Source organism: Beduini sp. (assembly GCF_047239305.1).
In the GTDB taxonomy this organism is placed as follows: Bacteria; Bacillota_I; Bacilli_A; order Erysipelotrichales; family Coprobacillaceae; genus Beduini.
In genome coordinates, this window is the sequence record NZ_JBKTEM010000007.1 from 42793 (window position 1) to 62028 (window position 19236).

General features: G+C 35.9%; 13 protein-coding genes. 3 read left to right on the plus strand and 10 right to left on the minus strand.

The window, feature by feature from the left end; all coding sequences use genetic code 11:
* Positions 1–17: 17 nt before the first annotated feature.
* Entirely contained in the window at positions 18–1142 is a 1125-nt protein-coding gene (locus ACLRVU_RS10495; protein WP_412891826.1) for a DEAD/DEAH box helicase, read from the minus strand.
* Positions 1143–1303: 161 nt separating this feature from the next.
* Between ACLRVU_RS10495 and ACLRVU_RS10500 the strand changes: the two genes are divergently transcribed.
* The gene (locus ACLRVU_RS10500; RefSeq protein ID WP_412891827.1) at positions 1304–2875 is read left to right on the plus strand and encodes a chloride channel protein; all 1572 of its coding nucleotides are present in this window, start codon (positions 1304–1306) and stop codon (positions 2873–2875) included.
* A 41-nt stretch (positions 2876–2916) separates the two neighbouring features.
* Here the strand turns inward: ACLRVU_RS10500 and rbr are convergent, their stop codons facing one another.
* The 5 genes from rbr to ACLRVU_RS10525 form a co-directional block, all read right to left on the minus strand.
* A complete protein-coding gene (gene rbr, locus ACLRVU_RS10505) occupies positions 2917–4953 on the minus strand; it encodes a rubrerythrin (protein WP_412891828.1) in 2037 nt (678 codons plus the stop codon).
* A gap of 116 nt (positions 4954–5069) precedes the next feature.
* The gene (locus ACLRVU_RS10510; protein ID WP_412891829.1) at positions 5070–5960 is read right to left on the minus strand and encodes a radical SAM protein; all 891 of its coding nucleotides are present in this window, start codon (positions 5958–5960) and stop codon (positions 5070–5072) included.
* A 207-nt stretch (positions 5961–6167) separates the two neighbouring features.
* Positions 6168–7094, minus strand: coding sequence for a hypothetical protein (locus ACLRVU_RS10515; RefSeq protein ID WP_412891830.1), 927 nt, complete (start codon positions 7092–7094; stop codon positions 6168–6170).
* A gap of 40 nt (positions 7095–7134) precedes the next feature.
* Positions 7135–10857, minus strand: a complete 3723-nt coding sequence (locus ACLRVU_RS10520) for a UvrD-helicase domain-containing protein (protein WP_412891831.1) — start codon at positions 10855–10857, stop codon at positions 7135–7137.
* Positions 10850–13933 (minus strand): PD-(D/E)XK nuclease family protein, encoded by a 3084-nt coding sequence (locus tag ACLRVU_RS10525; protein ID WP_412891832.1) that lies wholly within the window; start codon positions 13931–13933, stop codon positions 10850–10852. The genes ACLRVU_RS10520 and ACLRVU_RS10525 overlap by 8 nt, the downstream gene beginning before the upstream one ends.
* Before the next feature lie 132 nt (positions 13934–14065).
* On the opposite strand from ACLRVU_RS10525, the gene ytaF reads away from it, so the two are divergent.
* Positions 14066–14701 (plus strand): sporulation membrane protein YtaF, encoded by a 636-nt coding sequence (ytaF, locus tag ACLRVU_RS10530; protein ID WP_412891833.1) that lies wholly within the window; start codon positions 14066–14068, stop codon positions 14699–14701.
* A 12-nt stretch (positions 14702–14713) separates the two neighbouring features.
* Here ytaF and ACLRVU_RS10535 read toward each other — a convergent pair whose 3' ends face one another.
* Together ACLRVU_RS10535 and ACLRVU_RS10540 are read right to left on the minus strand one after the other, a co-directional pair.
* Entirely contained in the window at positions 14714–15073 is a 360-nt protein-coding gene (locus ACLRVU_RS10535; protein ID WP_412891834.1) for a VOC family protein, read from the minus strand.
* Positions 15074–15130: 57 nt separating this feature from the next.
* Positions 15131–16138, minus strand: a complete 1008-nt coding sequence (locus tag ACLRVU_RS10540) for a nucleoid-associated protein (protein ID WP_041137832.1) — start codon at positions 16136–16138, stop codon at positions 15131–15133.
* Between the two features lie 88 nt (positions 16139–16226).
* Between ACLRVU_RS10540 and ACLRVU_RS10545 the strand changes: the two genes are divergently transcribed.
* Positions 16227–16928: a YaaA family protein gene (locus tag ACLRVU_RS10545; RefSeq protein ID WP_412891835.1), complete on the plus strand. Its 702-nt coding sequence runs from the start codon at positions 16227–16229 to the stop codon at positions 16926–16928.
* On the opposite strand, the gene ACLRVU_RS10550 is transcribed toward ACLRVU_RS10545, so the two are convergent.
* Positions 16925–17647, minus strand: coding sequence for a hypothetical protein (locus ACLRVU_RS10550; protein WP_412891836.1), 723 nt, complete (start codon positions 17645–17647; stop codon positions 16925–16927). The two genes, ACLRVU_RS10545 and ACLRVU_RS10550, sit on opposite strands and share 4 nt — an antisense overlap.
* Before the next feature lie 88 nt (positions 17648–17735).
* Complete coding sequence (locus ACLRVU_RS10555; protein WP_412891837.1) at positions 17736–19172, minus strand: glycoside hydrolase family 1 protein; 1437 nt, start codon at positions 19170–19172, stop codon at positions 17736–17738.
* Positions 19173–19236: the final 64 nt, after the last annotated feature.

Below are 19236 nucleotides of genomic sequence, written 5' to 3' on the forward strand. Positions count from 1 at the left end.
GATTGGTTTAAAGCAGATTAAACAGTCATGTGATTTAAATCGATGATGGTCTGAATACATCCCGCAATCGCTTTTGTTTTTTGCGAAGATAGAAAAATCACCTCCCCAGTTGGAGCTTTAGGGCTCCGTCCTACACGACCGGCGATCTGAAGCAAAACCTCTTTTGTGTATACCAAATGATCCGCTTCAACAACAATGACTTGAACATCTTCGATCGTAACGCCTCTTTCCAGCAGTGTGGTCGTAACCAGAAAATCAAGATCCCGATGTCTTAACTTGTCAATGAGCGATGAAACATCATTTGAATGTGAACTTACAGTTGCATAACGCCATCGTCGCTGCCAGCCCTTAAATTGATCTAAATCCTTAATTCTTGGAACATAAATCAAAACAGGCTTTTTCCAGTTCGTTAAATAATGCTGAACTTGACTTTTCCACATTTTTCCCCAGCAAAACTGCCATTTAGGGATAGGCAAGTCGATTAAGTGGTAACGACGATTTAAAACGAACAATTCCGCATTAGGATAACTTTCCGCATCTAAAGTAGCACTCATAAAAATGTAATTGCCTTTTAAAGAACCAAAAAGCAGATCCTTCAAGAGAGAATTACCCTGATAAGGATAGGCATCGATCTCATCTAAAATCAATAGATCAAAGCATTTATAAAACCGATAAAGCTGATGCGTTGTGCAAACAATCAAAGGTGCTGTTAAATCGCCTTGATGTCCGCCATAAAATAAAGAGGGGGCAATACCAATAAATTGCTTGCGAATCCGCTCACCGATTTCTTCTACCAACGTTCTTCTAGGGATAGCCACACATACCCTCAGATTCTGATTTAATGCGTACGCTATACTATCATAAATCAGTTCCGTTTTACCGCTGCCGCAAACTGCCCAGACAACGGAATCTTTATGATGGATGAAATTCTCCATTAAATGCTGTGCAATTTTCTTCTGTGCGGAAGATAATGTATAACTTAATTCATAATAAACATGTTTATTTATTTTTGAGACTTCCTGAGACTTCAATTCCTCATCACAAAATATTCTCCCAAAAGCTATGCAGCGCCGGCAGTAGCAGCGACCGTTAACTTTATAAAAGTATTTTGGATCGGTAGTTTTACATCTTGGACATCTCACAGTGATCACCTGTTACTATTATAACAGCAGTCCTTAAACCGTGCGTCCCAAGTTCTTTTCACATTTATTTATAAAATTATTTATTAAGATGATAATTTTTCCTTTTCTAATAATAAAAAAAGGTATATGCTAGTAATGAAATTGGGAAAAGGGGTTATTATATGAAAAATAAAAAAGGATCAACTATTGATCTTTTGGAAACTGCAAAGAATTTTAAATATATGTTAATTATTGAAGGAATTGCGACTGGCTTAATCGCCGGATTAGTCGCTGTCATCTATCGAATACTGTTAGGATATGCAGAAGATTTCATCGGCTTTATTGGAACTGCAATAAAGGGTAACTTGCTTTACATCATCGGCTGGTTTGCAGTCTTAATTCTACTGGCTGTGATTGTTTCAAAATTACTGAGGTATGAGCCTTTAATCAGCGGCAGCGGGATTCCTCAAGTTGAAGGAGAAATTATTTCTTTCGTTGATCAAAAATGGTATAAGATTCTGCCTACTAAAATATTAGGCGGTGTACTCTGTGCGTTCGGCGGTCTTTCGTTAGGAAGGGAAGGTCCCAGCATTCAATTAGGAGCAATGGCGGGAAAAGGGTTATCTAAATTATTTCATAAAGTCAAAATGGAAGAACGCTTGCTGCTGACTTGCGGTGCTGCTGCAGGATTATCCGCCGCCTTTAATGCACCGCTAGCAGGGGTTATGTTTGCTTTGGAAGAAGTTCACAAAAACTTTAACGTACATGTCCTGATTTCTGTCATGTGCGCTTCTGTGACCGGTGATTTTATTTCAAGTAATATTTTTGGTTTATCCCCTACTTTTCACTTTGTTGTTGAAGGTACATTGCCGCTTCATTACTATGGAATGGTGATTTTATTAGGAATTGCTTGTGGAGTGTTCGGTGTCCTTTACAATAAGGGAACAGTTTCTACACAAAAGTTATTCAGCAAAACAAAATTAGGGCCTTACGGTGTTATTATTCCGTTTATTTTATCAGGCTTCATTATCCTGACTATGCCTCAGATTTTAGGCGGCGGGCATCGAATGATTGAATTTCTCAGTGTTAATCAAAACTTTGTTATTCAAACTTTGCTTATTTTATTAGTGGCTAAATTTGCTTTTTCGCTCATCAGCTTCGGCTCTGGCGCTCCTGGTGGAATATTCTTTCCTTTATTGGTTTTAGGAAGCTTTATTGGTGCTATCTTTGGTACCATCGCTATTCAATGGTTTAATTTTCCTCAGATGTACTTAGCAAATTTCATCATCATGGCAATGGCGGGAACATTTGCAGCTATCGTAAGAGCGCCGATTACGGGAATTATTTTAATTGCTGAAATGTCCGGGTCACTGACAAACTTACTGCCTTTAGCTGTTGTTTCGCTGGTAAGCTATCTTGTTGCCAGCATGATGAATTGTGAACCGATTTATGAAAGTTTGCTGCATAACCTGCTGTCTAAAATGGGGATGGACATGTCTGCTTTCCATGGTGAAAAGCAAATTATTCAGTCTGTTGTAGAGCTTGGTTCACCGGTATGTGAACAAGCGATTAAAGATATCAAATGGCCTAATAAATGCTTGATTATCAGTATTATCCGTGGTGGTAAGGAGCTGCTGCCAAGAGGAACAACAGTTCTTCATACAGGGGACATGCTTGTCGCTTTACTAGATGATGAAGATTCGCCTTATATCCAGCATGAACTAGAAAAGTGTTGCAGTTATCAAGAACTATAAAAAAATCGGCTGTCAGGTTAAGTCCTTCAGCCGTTTTTATATTAATAATTTTCTTTACGTACTTCAAAGAAGCTTTGAGAGAATTTACATACAGGACAAACCTCAGGAGCTTTCTTCCCCATTACTAAGTGTCCGCAAACTCGACATTCCCACATCATTTCTTCACCTTTTTCAAATACTTTTTGCATTTCTACGTTCTTTAATAAAGCACGATATCGTTCTTCATGTGATTTTTCAATCGCTGCTACTTTTCTAAATCTTTCTGCTAGTTCTGTAAATCCTTCTTCATCTGCCTCTTTAGCAAATTTTGCATACATATCTGTCCATTCATAGTTTTCCCCTTCAGCAGCATGTAATAAGTTAGTGGCAGTATCACCTAATCCCCCTAACTCCTGATACCAAATTCTGGCATGTTCCTGTTCATTACGCGCTGTTTTCAAGAAAATTTCGGATAATTGATCATACCCTTCCTGACTGGCAATATTCGCAAAATAAGTATATTTATTTCTTGCCTGAGATTCTCCAGCAAAAGCTTCCATTAAGTTCTTTTCAGTTTTTGTTCCTGCATAAATATTATCACTGTCCTTCTTTTCTTCTACCAGCACAAATGCAGATGCCGGCTGTTTGCAAATCGGACAAACAAAGCCTTCTTCTAATTCACCCTCGTGGATATAACCACATACACTGCAACGATATTTCATTCTTTTTCCTCCTAATAATTTACTTTTGTCATTATAATGCGTGTGTAACATTTGTTCAGCTAAATCTGATAATGGTTTTTTATAAAATTCTTTGTAAAGTGTTTTTATTTCTTCATTTTCATAACTTGTTCTGAGGTTCATGGCTTGATCACGCTGATACAATCCATCAATACGTTTTTGTCTTAGCGCATCTCCTTTTAATAAAGTGCCCTTAGGTTGTCCACCACCGCCGATGCATCCACCCGGGCAAGTCATAACCTCAATAAAATGATACTCTTTAGATCCTTCGTTTATACGCTTAATCATATTACTGGCATTCTTTGTTCCAAACACAACCGCAACATTCAATGTTAATCCATTGATTTCAAATGTTGCTTCTTTAACGTCTTTCATACCTCGAACCGGTTTTAATTCATAAAGTGTGGCTGGTGCTTTTTCTTTTGTTATGAATTCATAAGCTGTTCTCAGGGCTGCTTCCATTACCCCGCCAGTATTACCAAAAATAACCCCGGCTCCGCTTCCTTCACCCATAACACGATCAAAGTCATCATTCTTTAAACCTACAAAATCGATTGCTTCTTCTTTTGCCCACTTTGCCAATTCACGTGTCGTAATGACGAAATCCATATCTCGCATACCTTCAATTCCCAAATACTGACTTGCTGCATTCATTTCTTCGCGGCGAATCTCATATTTCTTTGCGGTACATGGAGTCAAAGCTACATTGACAATTTTAGTCGGATCAATTCCCATTTTTTTAGCAAAATAAGTTTTAATTGTCGGTCCCTGCATCCCGATTGGGCTCTTAGCACTGGAAATATGGTCCAACATATCCGGATGATAGATTTCCGCATACTTCACCCAAGCCGGACAGCAGCTTGTAAACTGAGGAAGTGGTTTATTTCCTGTAGTTACTCTTTCAATTAATTCACTTGCTTCTTCCATAATAGTCAAATCCGCTGAGAAATTCGTATCCAATACATAATCTACCCCTAATTGACGAAGCAAAGCAACCATTTTTCCTTCGACAAAGCTTCCATCTGCCATATCAAATTCTTCACCTAAAGCAACACGGATTGAGGGTGAAGTACTGACAATCACAATTTTATCAGGATCCGCAATTGCCTTTTTAACATCTTCATATTCATATTTTTCCGTAATGCTTGATACCGGACAAACATTAGCGCACTGACCACAGTGAATACATACAGCTACATCATCTGTATCTTCTAAACAATATGTATTATGAACACCAATATAATCCGTACAGATGTTTTTGCATTGCCCACATTTAATACACAAATGTTCGTCCCTTTGAATCGCCGGATTATCCGGTTCGATTGGAGCCCGAACATCCATTGATAAATGCTTACTCATAGATTTCCTCCTCTTCTTTTTTATTTTTGATGAAAATAATAAAACAACTTTAGCTGACATTTTCATTATAACATTTCCGACATATTAAAACAGCGTCTGACACCAAAATAATTTCTTTATATATCCCATTGCAGCTGTACGGATCTTTTCATTTTTTCTTCTTTAAAACGGTTATAGTCCACACTGATTCCATATCTCTTTTGCAGAAGGGAAATTATTGGATAAAGTTCTTTTTTATAATTGTTTTTCACATCCTTATTATGGTAAAGCTTCCGTAAGTTTTCATAAAGCTCAGGATACTCATGAGAAATAAAATTATAAAAATGAGTTCTTGTCACACTCTTTAAATACAGCATTCCCGGTAATACATAATCCACATTGGTCATTTGTGCTTTTTTATAAATAGCTTCTAAAGTTACCAACTGATCCGTTAAATAAGGAATAATCGGCATTAAATGAACTCCTACCGCGGCGTTTGTCTGTTCTTTAATTATTTTCAGCATTGCCCATCTTCGCTGATAAGGAATTGCCTCCGGCTCTAATCTTTCTCTGATCCTTTCATCATCTGCTGTAATTGTGCTTGCGATATTGACATAGGTAAGCTGAGATAATTCATTAATCAAATCTAAATCTCTTAAAATCAAGTCTGATTTGGTACAGATAATACAAGGTGTCTTATACTTAATCAATACCTTTAAAACGCCACGCATCAGCCCATACTTTGCTTCTGCTGCCTGATAGGCATCGCTGACACCGCCGATATTAATAACGGAGTGATCCCATTTTGGCTTTCTCAGCATTTCCTCTAATCTTTCTGCAATATTTATTTTGACATAAATATCCGTATCAAAATCACCTCCATCTAAATACTGGTGAGAATAACGAGCATAGCAGTATTGACAGGCATGCTGACAGCCACGGTAAATATTTAAATCCCAATGATAGGGGAGACGCCCCTCACGTATGCGATTACAAGCATTAAGACATTGTATTTCATGATATTTCATATCTGTTCTCCTAAACAAAAGGGCTATAAATATCTATTTATGACTCCTATTTGATTTCTATACTATCATTATCAGTCTATCTTGAACATTAGACAGAGCATTGAATAAATCCTCATTTCTTTATCCCTAAAACTAATGATACTTTTATTATAATCTCGCTTATGTGAAGGCACAAGTCAAGAGTAAAAAAAGAGTCTTTCGACTCTTTTAGGCTTCTTCAATGAATTGTCTTATTTTTTCTTTCAATTCGGAGATTTTATTTGTATTACGATCATTTATGGATTCTAATTCAGCCATGATATTATTGATCTGATCATAAATGCCATCCATTTGTCTCTTAGCGTCGTTGATCTTTGACTGTACCATAAAATCAAAGAACATATTATCAAAGAAAAAATCCATCATTGTATCGAACGAGCTGATATTTACCACAAACCTGGCATCAAAATTAACATCAACAAGTTCTGTCTTAAAACGGCGCAATGCCATTTGCAATTCATTCATCAGTTGTTTTGCTTCGTTTATTTTTTGATATTTTGCCATATCTGCAATAAAGTCTAATGCCCCGATCATATCTACAATTCCCCAATTCTGAGCCGAACTCAAAGAGCGCTGTGCTCGTTCTACCAGTTCTTTTGCCTCTTCTCCGGCAGTCAATGCTTCTTTGGATTCCTTAATTGTACTTTGGCAATCATGAAGTTCATCTTGCAAACGATCCATCTCTTCTAACTGTGATGGACTTAACTGATCTCTTTTCATAGATAAAGCAATTTTATACTCTTCTTTTACATTGCGTAAACGATATTGTTCATCTTTTAGTTTAGTTAGTTCCTCCAGCAATTCTTTTTCTACACGTTTCGCATCATTAAAACGCAGTTCAACAATTCTTGCCTCCTGAACTTCCTTTTCCATCTTTTGTTCCATTTGACCGGTAATTCGAGCTAGCAGAGACGAAAATGAAGCACGTTCCAATTCCTCTACATCACGATTTTCTTTTTCCAATTGGCGATATAAATCACTCAATCGATCTCTTTGTACAGCCAACTGTCTTCCCTTTTCCTGAATTAGTTTCTCCAAACGATTATAGCGGTTAAAACGTTCTCTTACTTCTTTTATGTCATACTGTTTATCCATACTTCATCCCCTATCTTTTAAAGCATTATATCATACTTTTTTACAAAATGACATATCGCCCGATTTCCAAATAATAGACCATCGCCTCGATCTGGCAGTGCGGATACATTCTTTTTAAAATCAATTTATAATATTCCATTTGAACACGATGATTTTCAATCAGATAGTGTTCCTTAGTGTCCGGTTTAACACGATCTGTTTTATAATCAATAACAGTGATTCGATCATCCTCAATACAAAGAACATCAAAAATTCCATGTACAATCTGATGCGTCTGATCATCTAACAGACTAAATGCTTTTTCCTTATACAGTTGTTTTGCTTCTTTCATTCTTTTGAAACAATCACTTTGCATAAAAGTTTCGATCTTATCTTGATAAGAAATCAAAACTGATTTTTCATTTTCATCATACAGTCCTTTTTCATACAACTGACTAATCATTGACGATACAGAAGTTCCATCCATAGGCAGATATTCAAAAAAGGAATGAACTAATGTCCCTTTATCCGCTGCGCTCATTTCTTTATGGACATTTATGATCGGCGTGTAGCCATAATCATGGTTATCAGCTTCTTTTTGCAGTTTAGTAGCACTGGTCGTAACCGTTATTTCTGATACTTCCGGCAGCGGTAAATAATGGATCGGCTGATTTTCCTCTTTAAAGATACGTTTCGGCATTTGCTTTTCCATCGTTGCTTCTATTTCTGCCGGACTTAAAAAGTGAATCGTAAATTTAGACGCCTTCGTATTGTCAAAGCAATAGCGACGTGTAGAAGATAATTGTTCGATCTTTTCAAAGTTAGTTTTAATGATCGGATAATCCTCTAAATCAAGATGCTTATATTGTTTAATAATTTGTGGATGACGCATCAGTGAAAGTCCAATCCAATCTAAATATGAATTTGCTTTACGCGCATTATAGTAAAGCAGCAAGTGTTCATTTTCTTTTCCATCATAAATATCAGGGTCTTCGTTCAATAGAATTTTTTGCTGCCATTCTACCAGTGTTTCTAAACGCCCCACTCCACTCATAATCAACTTTTGAGAAGCACGCGTCAATGCCACATAGAAGATACGCATTTCCTCATTGATTGCCTCCTCTGTCTGTCTTGCAGCGAGTAATCGGCGATAAGGATTTTCATATTCAATAATCTGATCCACCCATTTCCCATTGTGTATTTCAACACTCTTTTTTGTTCGTGGCTTTACCGCAATCCCCAACTGTTTGTCGATTAAAATACGCTTTGTACTGTCTTGTTTATTAAATCCTTTATCTATATTGCTGACGAAAACAATCGGAAATTCTAAACCTTTGGATTTATGAATCGTCATAAATTGGACTACATTGTCACTACCGGAAATCATTTGTGCCGGAGATGAAGCCGTTTGTTTTTCCATCATTTGTTCATAACGTTTTACAATGGCAAAAATATCCTCTTTATTTTCAAGCTGAGCAAATTCCTCAACTAATAAATCTAAATTAGCGACACGTTGTTCTCCGTTAATCAACTGACTAACAAACAATCGATATCCGCTGACTGTCAGTGTTTCTTTTAAAAAAGCACTTGGCTTTAATTCTAACATACGTTCACGCAGCTGATCATATTGATTTTTAAAATCCATCAGTTGCTGACTGCCTTCCCTTTGCGATTCAATATATTGCTTTAAGTTATCCATTAAGGGCTTTTCTTTATTCATCAAACGCACTTTCATAATCAGATCTTCATCAAAATGACTAAATAAGTAGTTTCCTCTTAGCATTGACAGCAAACTCACATCGTCATACTGATTGATGAGTGCTTTTAAAAGTGTAATTGCACTAATAATCTCTACAGCGTTTAAATATCCTTGAGACAAAACAATATGATTAGGAATCTGATATTGATCGAACACCTTTTTAAACGTTAAAAACAGAGAAGTAGAACGCATTAAAACAACAATATCCTGATAATTAATATTTCTTGGTTTACCATCATAGCCGTCCACGGTTTCCTCACTGATTAATTTTTGAATACGCTGAGCCACCATGTGAGCTTCATATTCTGCCGCTTTCAATTCTCCCGTCTGAGTATCATCTACTAATAACACCTCACTGTCAAAACGAGTTTCAGCCTGATAACGCTCATCACACTTACGGATAACATCCGGTAATTGCTCTAGAGAGGGACAACGTTCTTTACGCAGATAGTCATAGTTTAAATGGCTGGAAGCATCATGAAGATATTCTAATCCGCCTACCTGATTATCCATGATCTGATTAAAGATATAATTAACGCTGTCCAACACAATCTTATTAGAACGATAGTTAAAACGCAGATCTATTCGCAATTCTCCTGTCAAATTTGCCTCCTCAAGGCTCAAGCTGTATCGATCATACTTTTCTTTAAAAAGCTGAGGATCAGCCTGGCGAAAACGGTAAATCGACTGTTTCATGTCGCCAACTCTAAATGCAACAATAGAGGGTGTCTGGTAATCTTTGATCAATCCAATAATTGTTTCTTGAATTTGATTCGTATCTTGATATTCATCAATCATAATTTCTTTTAATTTATGATAAAGCAGTTCGGAAATATGATACTGTGGCTGCAGCAATTGAATCGTGAACTGCTCTAAATCATTAAAGTCCAAAATATGCTGTGCCTTCTTTTCTTTTTGATAAGCTATTTTAAACCGCTGAACAAGTCCCTGTTTTCCTAGAAGCATTTCGATAACATAATAAGATTCTTTTAAAATCATCTTAAATGCGCTCTCATTTTCCGGCAAGTAAACCTTAGCCTTTTCCAAGTAAGGCTTAGTGACACCAATTTTTTTACTATTAAATTCCTTTTGATAAGGTTTGATATCCTCATCCCACTTCATTGTATACGCTTTATCCGAATTCTTTAAAGATACCTGACGGAAATGATCATAGGCAAAATAATCCTGATTCAGCAGTTGAAAGCGTTCTTTGAAATAGTCTTGCATCGTCTCAAACGGCACCGGTAAAGCTGCATTATTTTTACTTTGTTCTTCGGGACGAATAAAGAAATCGGAAATTCCTTTCTCTTCTGCAAACTTGGCAAGATCAATAAGATTATTATAACCACTGATTGCAGCGTTTTTAAGCTGACGCTTTATTTCCGGAAAAATCTGCCAAGTTGTTAAATCTTGATCACTATCCATATAATTTTCATAAATTTGCTCTTTAATATACTGTACAAAACGATCGATATTATCAATTGAATGCATCATCTCATACAACTCTAAAACAATAGATTTAAAACCATCAAAACGCATATCATTAAAATATAATGAAATAAAATCAGTGAATTCCTTTTCCTGACACCATTCTTCAATGCACGCATCCAATACCTGATGTTTCAATAAAGCCGACTCGCTTAAAATATCAAAACCTGCTTCAATTTGAATTAAATAACCGTATTTTTTTAATAACTGTGAACAAAAGCCATGAAAATTCGTGATATAAGCATACGGAATCTTTTCCTTTTGTTTTAATAAATGAGTATATACTGAAGGCTCCAAATCCTTCTTTAGTTCATCTTCTATCGCAAACAATAAACGCTGTTTCATTTCTGCGGCAGCAGCCTGAGTAAAGGTTAACACTAAAAATTCATCAACATGATAACCATCTTCCATCAGCAAAGACATGATACGGCTGACCAAAATCTTTGTTTTACCGCTTCCTGCCGGTGCTGATACAAGAATGCTTACACCTCGTGCTGCAATGGACTGTGCCTGTTCATCATTAAACGGACTAATCATGTTGTTCCCCTCCTAAAATTTTCAGCATGGTTTTTGGATCTGTATATTCAATTTCATTATTTTCATTATAGAAGACATCCTTCAGACATACACTATCATAATCACAGTATGTACATGGATTCACCAGCATGTTAATCTTAGGTGCATCATGATGGCTAGGGAAAATACGGATATCTCCTTGATGATAAATGCGATCCAGTAATGCTTCTACATGCAGATTAACTTTCTCCAATAAGCAATCAAAACTTTCCCGATCCAATAAATTCCCTGTATATGTCCCTTTACTTTTAACAAATTTAACATTCGCTATAACACTAGGATCATAGTGACGGTCCATTGCCTTAATCAATGTTTCTTCACTGTTGATATAGCCTTCCATTTTATACAGCTTTACAATTTCTTCGAAATCCAGTCCATCCTCATAGAGATATTCATCCATCTTTACTACCCGCTGTTTTGTATTAAAATAAAGCACTCCACCTTTTTCCAGCGCCTTATCCTGACATACCATATCTAAATAAAGCAGCATTTGAATATTAAACCCTAGTGTCGCTAAGCAAAGATCCAAAGCTTTCTGAGAAGATTTATAATCTACTACCTTTATATACTGCTGATACTGTTCAACACGGTCAATACGTCCATGAAGCAGAAATTCTCCATTATTTTTTTCTATCCATTGTTCATGATCAGTAATAGAAAAATCACTGATTGACATTTGATATATCAAAATTTTAACCGTATTGAATAAGTCATGCTGTAGTTTATAAAACAGATACTGCTGGCTGGCTGTCAGCTGACTCTGATCGATTTTTTCATTCGCAATATGATGAATTATTAAAAATAATCCTTGATCGTGTTCGTTTAAGACATCACTTTCACAAATAAAAGGATAAATATTTTCTTCGTAGGTATTATGCACATCTGCAATCCGGTATTCTGTCAAATAATCTTCGATTGTTTTCTTGCCATCATAAAGATCACTTAAAACATCCAAAGCATCATGGACAATAGTACCAAAATCATTTGCTTTTAATGTGTGATCCTGCCAAGGATAAATACCTAACCCATAACGGATATAATATTTGAATGGACAGCCATTGTAAGTCTCTAATTCACTTGGTGAAATAGCTTTTTGTCCATTTTTATCGATCAGCTGTTCAAGCAATGCCACATCGATTGGTGTCGGCTGATTTTTATTATGTTGATATTGATCCACTAAAGTACGGACGGATTGAATAGACTCCGTAGTATCTCCATAATGAAGAGCGATATCTAAGGATGCCTCTGGGGTAGTCACATCACTCAAGCGTCGTGTCTGTCCAATAATTTTTTCTTTACCTTTAAATTGTTTCATTACATTTAAATAAAGACTAGAAGGTAAAAAGTCATCGCCTCCTAATGAGCCAGTAATATAAGAAAGAGTCACTTTCTTTTCTAAATAAAATAATTTAAACCATTGCAGGTATTGCACCTCGATCCGCTCAAACAAATTTAATCCTAAATGGATTCCTGCTTCTTCACAAGCAGCACACTCATCATTTAAAATCAATTCATTGTCACTCTCAACGGTTGGAAAACTATTCTCATTGCAGCCTAAGATATAAATGCGTTTTGCCGATGTCACTACTGCATCGTTCATGACAACTGTGATCATATCCATTGTTTTCTCTATTTTTGGAGCGTGCAATGTATAGTATGCTAACAACATATCGAAAAAATCATTTTGGTCCATTTTGATATGCATTTCAAACTCTTTTAAATATTCCAACGTTTGAGATAAGCAGGCACGTTCTAATTCATCAATTGCCCCTTTTTCCACCTCCATTTCTTCCAGCCAAAGAATTAAACAACCGACTTTTTGATCGACATAATCTTTAGAATTCATTTCTGCTGTCAGCCAATCGATGTTCGCTTTTGCTTCTTGATAATCTTCTAAAGTGCAGGAACGCATTGTTTTAAGCTGCTTTTCAAAAAGATCAATTCTAGAATCCAAAAAGACTCCTTTAAAAAGATGACTTCTAAATAAAGTTATTAAGTGCATTTCATCGGCAGTTTTCGCATACAGCCATAAGCTTTTAACAAGCATGGCAATTCGGCTTTGATAAATCGGTATTGTCTTTGCAATAAAACAAGGAAGCCGATGCAGCTTAAAGACAGCCTCTATTTTTTCAAAATAATCCTGACTTGTACAGTATACTGCAAAATCAGAATACTGAGCCTGACCACTGGCAATCAAATGATAGATATCAACGGCTAGCTGCCAAATCTCCGCATGCTGATTAACCGCCTTTATCCCCATCAAAGGATAATCTAAAGAATAATCCGGTGCTTTCAAATTTTGATAACTCTGTATCAGATATTCTTTAAACGGACTTACAGTTCCATCAAATAAAGTAATTTTTGTATTCCACCTCTTCAATTCTTTTTTTATAAAATGCGTATACGCATCCTCCTGATCATCACAAGTCAATAAAAGCGTGCAATGTGTCATCTTATGAATCAGACTCATCATCTGCTCATCCACTTCTTCGATCTGATCAATATAAAAATGAATCGTATCATCTATTTCAACTGGGTCCGATTCATAATCTTCCTTCATCCGCCAACCATATGCTTCCAGTTTCGCCAAATATCTTTGATATAATTGTCCGCATTCTTCCAATTTTTTCTTCGAGAAAGCCGGCAGTTCTACCTCCTTCAATAACTCTAAATTGCTTTTATAGCGCTTGAAGCAAGAAAACACATGATGCAGCTGCTGTAAAATGCCATTATCCATGCACTGAATAATCTCTCCATCATAATCCGATAAAATCTCATAAATCACTAATAACGACTGAATAGGACTTATAACCTGACGTTTAAAAAACTGCTGTGAAAAAAGCAAATCATTATAAAACTCATCAAAAGTCATTACACTTTGCAGCAGGATCGCTTTATTTTCACTGGCTTCCAGCAGCATCTTTTCATATTCTTCCTTAACCGCAGCATCAACCAGCCAAACAGATGGTTTTGATAAGCTTTCTTTAATATAATAGTCTGTTTTTTCTTTCCATTGTTTTCCAATTACGATTTCCATATTATCACCTATCAATCATTATACATGATTTGCTTTCTTTTGCGTATTATTAACCACTTTTGCCCATCAATAAAGACAAATTCCCAACCTCTTCTTCTTTTTAAACATATCTTAATTTAGGAGGGGATTTTCTTGGCAGTTCTACAATATCTCAGTGAAATTCTGCTACTTGTCGTAGCTTTATCTCTCGATTCTTTTGTGGCTAGTTTTGCCTATGGTAGCAGTAAAATCAAGATTCCAGTTTCTTCTGCTGCCATCATCAGTGTTATCGGGTGTACATTTTTAGGGATATCCCTTGGCTTAGGGGCAATGATTAAAACAATCATCCCACCACCTGTCACCTCTTTATTCTGCTTTACTTTACTCTTTATTCTTGGAGTCATCAAACTTTATGACAGCTCCATGAAAGCCTTAATTAAAAGAGGTTCTGATAAACCTATATCTATTACTACCAAACAATTAACATTGATCCTGCAAGTCTATGCTACCCCAACCAAAGCAGACTACGATCGTTCTCATATCCTTTCGCCAAAGGAAGCACTTTCCCTTGCCGTTGCCCTATCACTTGACAGCCTAGCTGCAGGACTGGGCGTGGGATTAAGTATCATCCATCCGGTAGAAATTCTTTTATGTGCGTTAATTGTTAACTTAATCGTCATCGCACTTGGAAGTTATTTAGGCAAAAAGCTATCCGAACGATTGGATTTGGATCTTTCCTGGCTGTCCGGAGTATTATTGATTATACTGGCTGTTTTAAAAATAGTGTAACTTAAAGCTACACTATTTTTTAATTTTTTGAAATTCAATCTGATAGCCATTGGGATCTCTCATAAAGAATGAATAGACATCAAACTGATCATGCTTTTTGGGCGGAATCAATCCATCTACATTCAGTCCTTTAAGCTTAGCATAATAATCATCTACTTCTTTTTGATCCTTTAAATTAAAAGAGATACAGGTCTGCGTTGCCAGCATGTCATGATCATACTGACAAAACCCTAAATAGCCATACCCACTGTCAAAAATTCTTGCTTTTCCTTGATCCTGAAACAAAGTGAGTCCAATGACTTTTAAATAAAACTCCGTTGTTTCCTCAATGTCTTTACAAGGATAAAAATTAACGATTGATTCAATTGCCATAAAGAAAACCTCCTTACCCATATTATACAGTAAACAAGGGCAAACAGGAGGTTAAATTTATTTCAATGTTATATCATGGATATCTTCTAATACGATTGTATAGGTACCATCTTCATGGCGTGTCTTTTTTATATGATTCTGCTCAAGATAGTCACTGACATTCAATGTAATCTCAATTTCAGTATCTGTAACAAGTTTGCATTTAGATAATTTTTCCACTGTTTCAAAATTCTGTGAAATTGTATCTTCTTCTGCAATACCTAAGTCTGTCAAGATATCTAAGGCTTCTTCTTTTGCATTATAGTCTCTTTCCAATATGACCGATGCAATTTCATGAGGTTTAATATCCTGATGATCTAAAACACGATTTGCCATTTCCTGTTTAATCAGTGCCTTTGGCTCAAACTCATTTACTCCAAACTGACTTTCGATTTTAGTAATCGTCTTATTTAAAAGAGATACTTTTTGCTTATCCGTCATCTTAGGTTCCCCTTTGATGTATTGTGGATTCAAATAATAATCAGGACGTCCGTCAATTTCAAAACGTTTCTCTATAAGATAAACTCGGTTATCCTCCACATTCACCAATATGGCTTCTTCGACATTAGCTGTTTTTGTCGGAACAGTTTGGCGATTTGTGATTCTTACTACTTTATTTCCATTTTCATCTTCTTCTAGTACATTGACCGGCGCCAATTTATAATTTAATTTAATGATGACCATGTGCTTCATTCCATCAATTTTGCATTCCACAAATATAATATTGCAATTTGGCATCAGCTGGATCATCTTTCCTAAATCAAACAATTCCTGTGTAATCGATTTAGCGTGCTGAAAAAATTTATCATCATCTTCAACCATATCCTTGCTTCTTAAAATAATGGGAGCAAAATCCCCCAAAGTTAACTCCTTTAACTGCGGACTCAACCATGCCTTTTCCAGTTTTTTGTCATAATATTCCTGCATCGTCGGACTCAATTCTAAAAAGTCATCAGAAAAGAAAATTTGATGATGTTCAAAATCCATCATATGCATTAAAATTCGATCTATAATTATTGTATTCATTTTTATCACCCACCCCATTGTATCATAAAATTACATCTTTTGACACGCCGGAGTTTTTTATATATAGTATTTTTTAGGAGGAAAAGCAATGAAGATTATTATATCCCCAAGTAAAACTCTAAAAGAGCAGCCTTGCTCACTGCCGTCTACACAGCCAATGTTTTTAGAACTGACTGAACCGATAAAAAACACACTATTAAACGATGATCCTGCTATGATAGAAAAAAGAATGCATGTCTCTGCAAAATTGGCTCAAAGCATTTATGACGGACTGCGTGAAACTAAAAAAATACCTGCATTATACTATTATACTGGCACTGTCTTTAAACAATTGGAACTCTCCACTTATACCTCTAAACACCATGCTTACTTATCGGAACACCTCTACATACTGGATGCATTATATGGATGTCTGCGCTATTTAGATGAGATTTCATTCTATCGTTTGGATTATTTATGTCAGATTGATGGTATAAATCTTTATGAATACTGGGACAAAGAGGTTAATAAATTGCTGCAAGAGGAAGACTTTATTATCAGCCTTGCCTCTTTGGAGTACGCTAAGCAAGTGAAACACCCCAACCTTATCACCATCGATTTTGCAATCAAGAATAATGAACAATTAAAAAGACCCTCAATGCTGATCAAAAAAGCACGAGGATCCATGTTGAATTACTTGATAAAGCATGAGATAAGAGATCTTGAGACAATAAAGGAAATCATTGTGGATGATTTTCACTATAGTCCAACGCATTCTGCCTCATCTCGTTATGTATTTATTAAAGATTAATTAATCAACTTATTTTCTTTAACATCTTCAGGCGTTAACGATTTCAACATATCGTCTAACGTCTTTTCTATTTGCTGTGTAATTTCATAACCATGTTCAATAGCATATTCGGCTTCAATCAACCCAAACGAAGTCACAATATACTGTGGAATATTTTGAGTTGGATTAAGCGCACGGTAATGAAGAACTTCTAAAAGCGGCTTAATAATCAAATGAACCACATGACGATAGATATCTTCTATTTCAATTTCACGCTCACTGAGCCCTTTGCATTTATCTAAGCAATAGCTAATATCATGATGAAGCATAATATCATTAATAAACAGATAGGCATTCTGAACCAGTGTACAGACCACGAGAATCGGAGCAATCATAATCGTTCCGCCCTGTCTTTCCTTTTCATATACAAACCGATCATAAATACCAATCGATCCGACAAATTCACTTTCCAAAGTTTGCCCCACCATCATCCCCGGTGCGAACGGTGCAACTAATTCATTAATATAGGTTTCCAACACTTCATCACTTTGTATAAAATCAAACAGTTCTTCTAATTCACTAAAGGTAATTTCCTGAAGCTGAGCATGTAAAATAAACTGTTTAAGCTTGGTTATCGTAAATATAATATCTTGATGTGTAAGATTATAAATTCCTTCACATTCCTGAGGATTAAAATCCTGTTTAAAAGCCTCTACAATATCTTTAATCGGAATATCCATCTTGCCTCACCTCTTCAATTATTATACAACAACTTGCTGACTTTACCAACAAAAAAGCAGAACCTTTCAGTTGATTCCGCTTTCATTCTTATAATATTTCTCCATTGCTTTTTGTTACTGTCTGATACCAGTAATAACTGTCTTTCAATGAACGTTTCCCACTGCCTTTTCCGTAATCGTCTAAATCCACATAAATAAATCCATAGCGTTTTTTCATCTCACTGCTTGAACAGCTGACAATATCAATCGGTCCCCAAGGATAATAACCTCTGACATCCACACCATCTTTAATGGCTTCTTTAATCTGTCGAATATGTTCACGCAAGAACTCAATACGATACGGATCATGCAAAGTGCCATCTTCATTAAGCGTTTCGATAAATCCCATACCATTTTCTGTTACATAAATCGGCAGCTGATAACGATCATAATACTCATTCAATGCTACTCTTAATCCTACCGGATCTATTCCCCATCCCCATTCATTCGTTTTAATATGAGGATTAATTTTCACCGCCTCCTCAGTGCCATAGTTTTTTGCACTGGTAATTTTTGTATAGTAATAGGAGAAACTGACAAAATCGACTGTATGTTTAAACGCTTCTATGTCCTCATTTGTAATCTTAATATCAAGATTGTTTTCTTCAAAGAAACGATAGGCATACTTAGGATATTCTCCTCTGACTAAAATATCAGAATAAAAGAATTCCATTTGATTGATACGCATCGCCGCCATGACATCTTTTGAATCCGATGTTTCCGGATAACAATTTGCATAATAAGACATCATTCCAATCTGCATACTTGGATCAATCTTTTTGGCGATATCAATACTCAATGCACATGCCACCAATTCATGGTGTACACCTTGATATTTTGCCTCCAGTAAGTTTTCTACACGATCACTGGGAATCCCTAAATGGTTAAAAGATTCATATTTAATCAGGTTCATCTGATTCACTAAAATCCAATATTTCACTTTATCATGATAACGTTTAAACAATGTTTCACAATAGCGAACAAAAAATTCGATTAATTGTCGGTTATACCAACCATTATAATGTGTCGCTAAATGCAATGGCATTTCATAATGGGATATTGTAACCATCGGTTCCATTTTATTTTTTATGATTTCATCGATTAAGTGATCATAAAAAGCTAATCCTTCCTCATTGGGCTCGGTTTCATCCCCATTAGGAAAGATTCTTGCCCAATTAATAGAGATTCTCAAACTGTTCATTCCGGTTCCTGCTAATAGCTTTAAATCTTCTTTATACGTATGATAAAAATCAATGGCATATCTTTTCGGAAAAACCATGCTCGGATCATGAAGCAGGGATTCAATATCTTTTGAACTCATCTCTTTATTTGATTTCTTTTTTAATGCAACATTATCTTTATAAGGATTAATATCTGCGATACATAGCCCTTTGCCGCCGACATCATAGGCTCCTTCGCACTGATTTGCCGCTAATGCTCCTCCCCATAAAAAATGATTCGGAAATTGATCTGGATTTTTCTTCATATAATTACCTCTCTTTCATCTTCATCATAAAAGAAAGAAAAGCATAACAAAAGATATTTCATTT

What these genes read in the sequence shown, in the direction of transcription:
- ACLRVU_RS10510 (WP_412891829.1), bottom strand. Translation starts at nt 5,960, where the DNA reads ATGAAATATCATGAAATACAATGTCTTAATGCTTGTAATCGCATACGT.
- ACLRVU_RS10525 (WP_412891832.1), bottom strand. Translation starts at nt 13,933, where the DNA reads ATGGAAATCGTAATTGGAAAACAATGGAAAGAAAAAACAGACTATTAT.
- ACLRVU_RS10500 (WP_412891827.1), top strand. Translation starts at nt 1,304, where the DNA reads ATGAAAAATAAAAAAGGATCAACTATTGATCTTTTGGAAACTGCAAAG.
- ACLRVU_RS10535 (WP_412891834.1), bottom strand. Translation starts at nt 15,073, where the DNA reads ATGGCAATTGAATCAATCGTTAATTTTTATCCTTGTAAAGACATTGAG.
- ACLRVU_RS10540 (WP_041137832.1), bottom strand. Translation starts at nt 16,138, where the DNA reads ATGAATACAATAATTATAGATCGAATTTTAATGCATATGATGGATTTT.
- ACLRVU_RS10545 (WP_412891835.1), top strand. Translation starts at nt 16,227, where the DNA reads ATGAAGATTATTATATCCCCAAGTAAAACTCTAAAAGAGCAGCCTTGC.
- ACLRVU_RS10555 (WP_412891837.1), bottom strand. Translation starts at nt 19,172, where the DNA reads ATGAAGAAAAATCCAGATCAATTTCCGAATCATTTTTTATGGGGAGGA.
- ACLRVU_RS10515 (WP_412891830.1), bottom strand. Translation starts at nt 7,094, where the DNA reads ATGGATAAACAGTATGACATAAAAGAAGTAAGAGAACGTTTTAACCGC.
- rbr (WP_412891828.1), bottom strand. Translation starts at nt 4,953, where the DNA reads ATGAGTAAGCATTTATCAATGGATGTTCGGGCTCCAATCGAACCGGAT.
- ACLRVU_RS10550 (WP_412891836.1), bottom strand. Translation starts at nt 17,647, where the DNA reads ATGGATATTCCGATTAAAGATATTGTAGAGGCTTTTAAACAGGATTTT.
- ACLRVU_RS10520 (WP_412891831.1), bottom strand. Translation starts at nt 10,857, where the DNA reads ATGATTAGTCCGTTTAATGATGAACAGGCACAGTCCATTGCAGCACGA.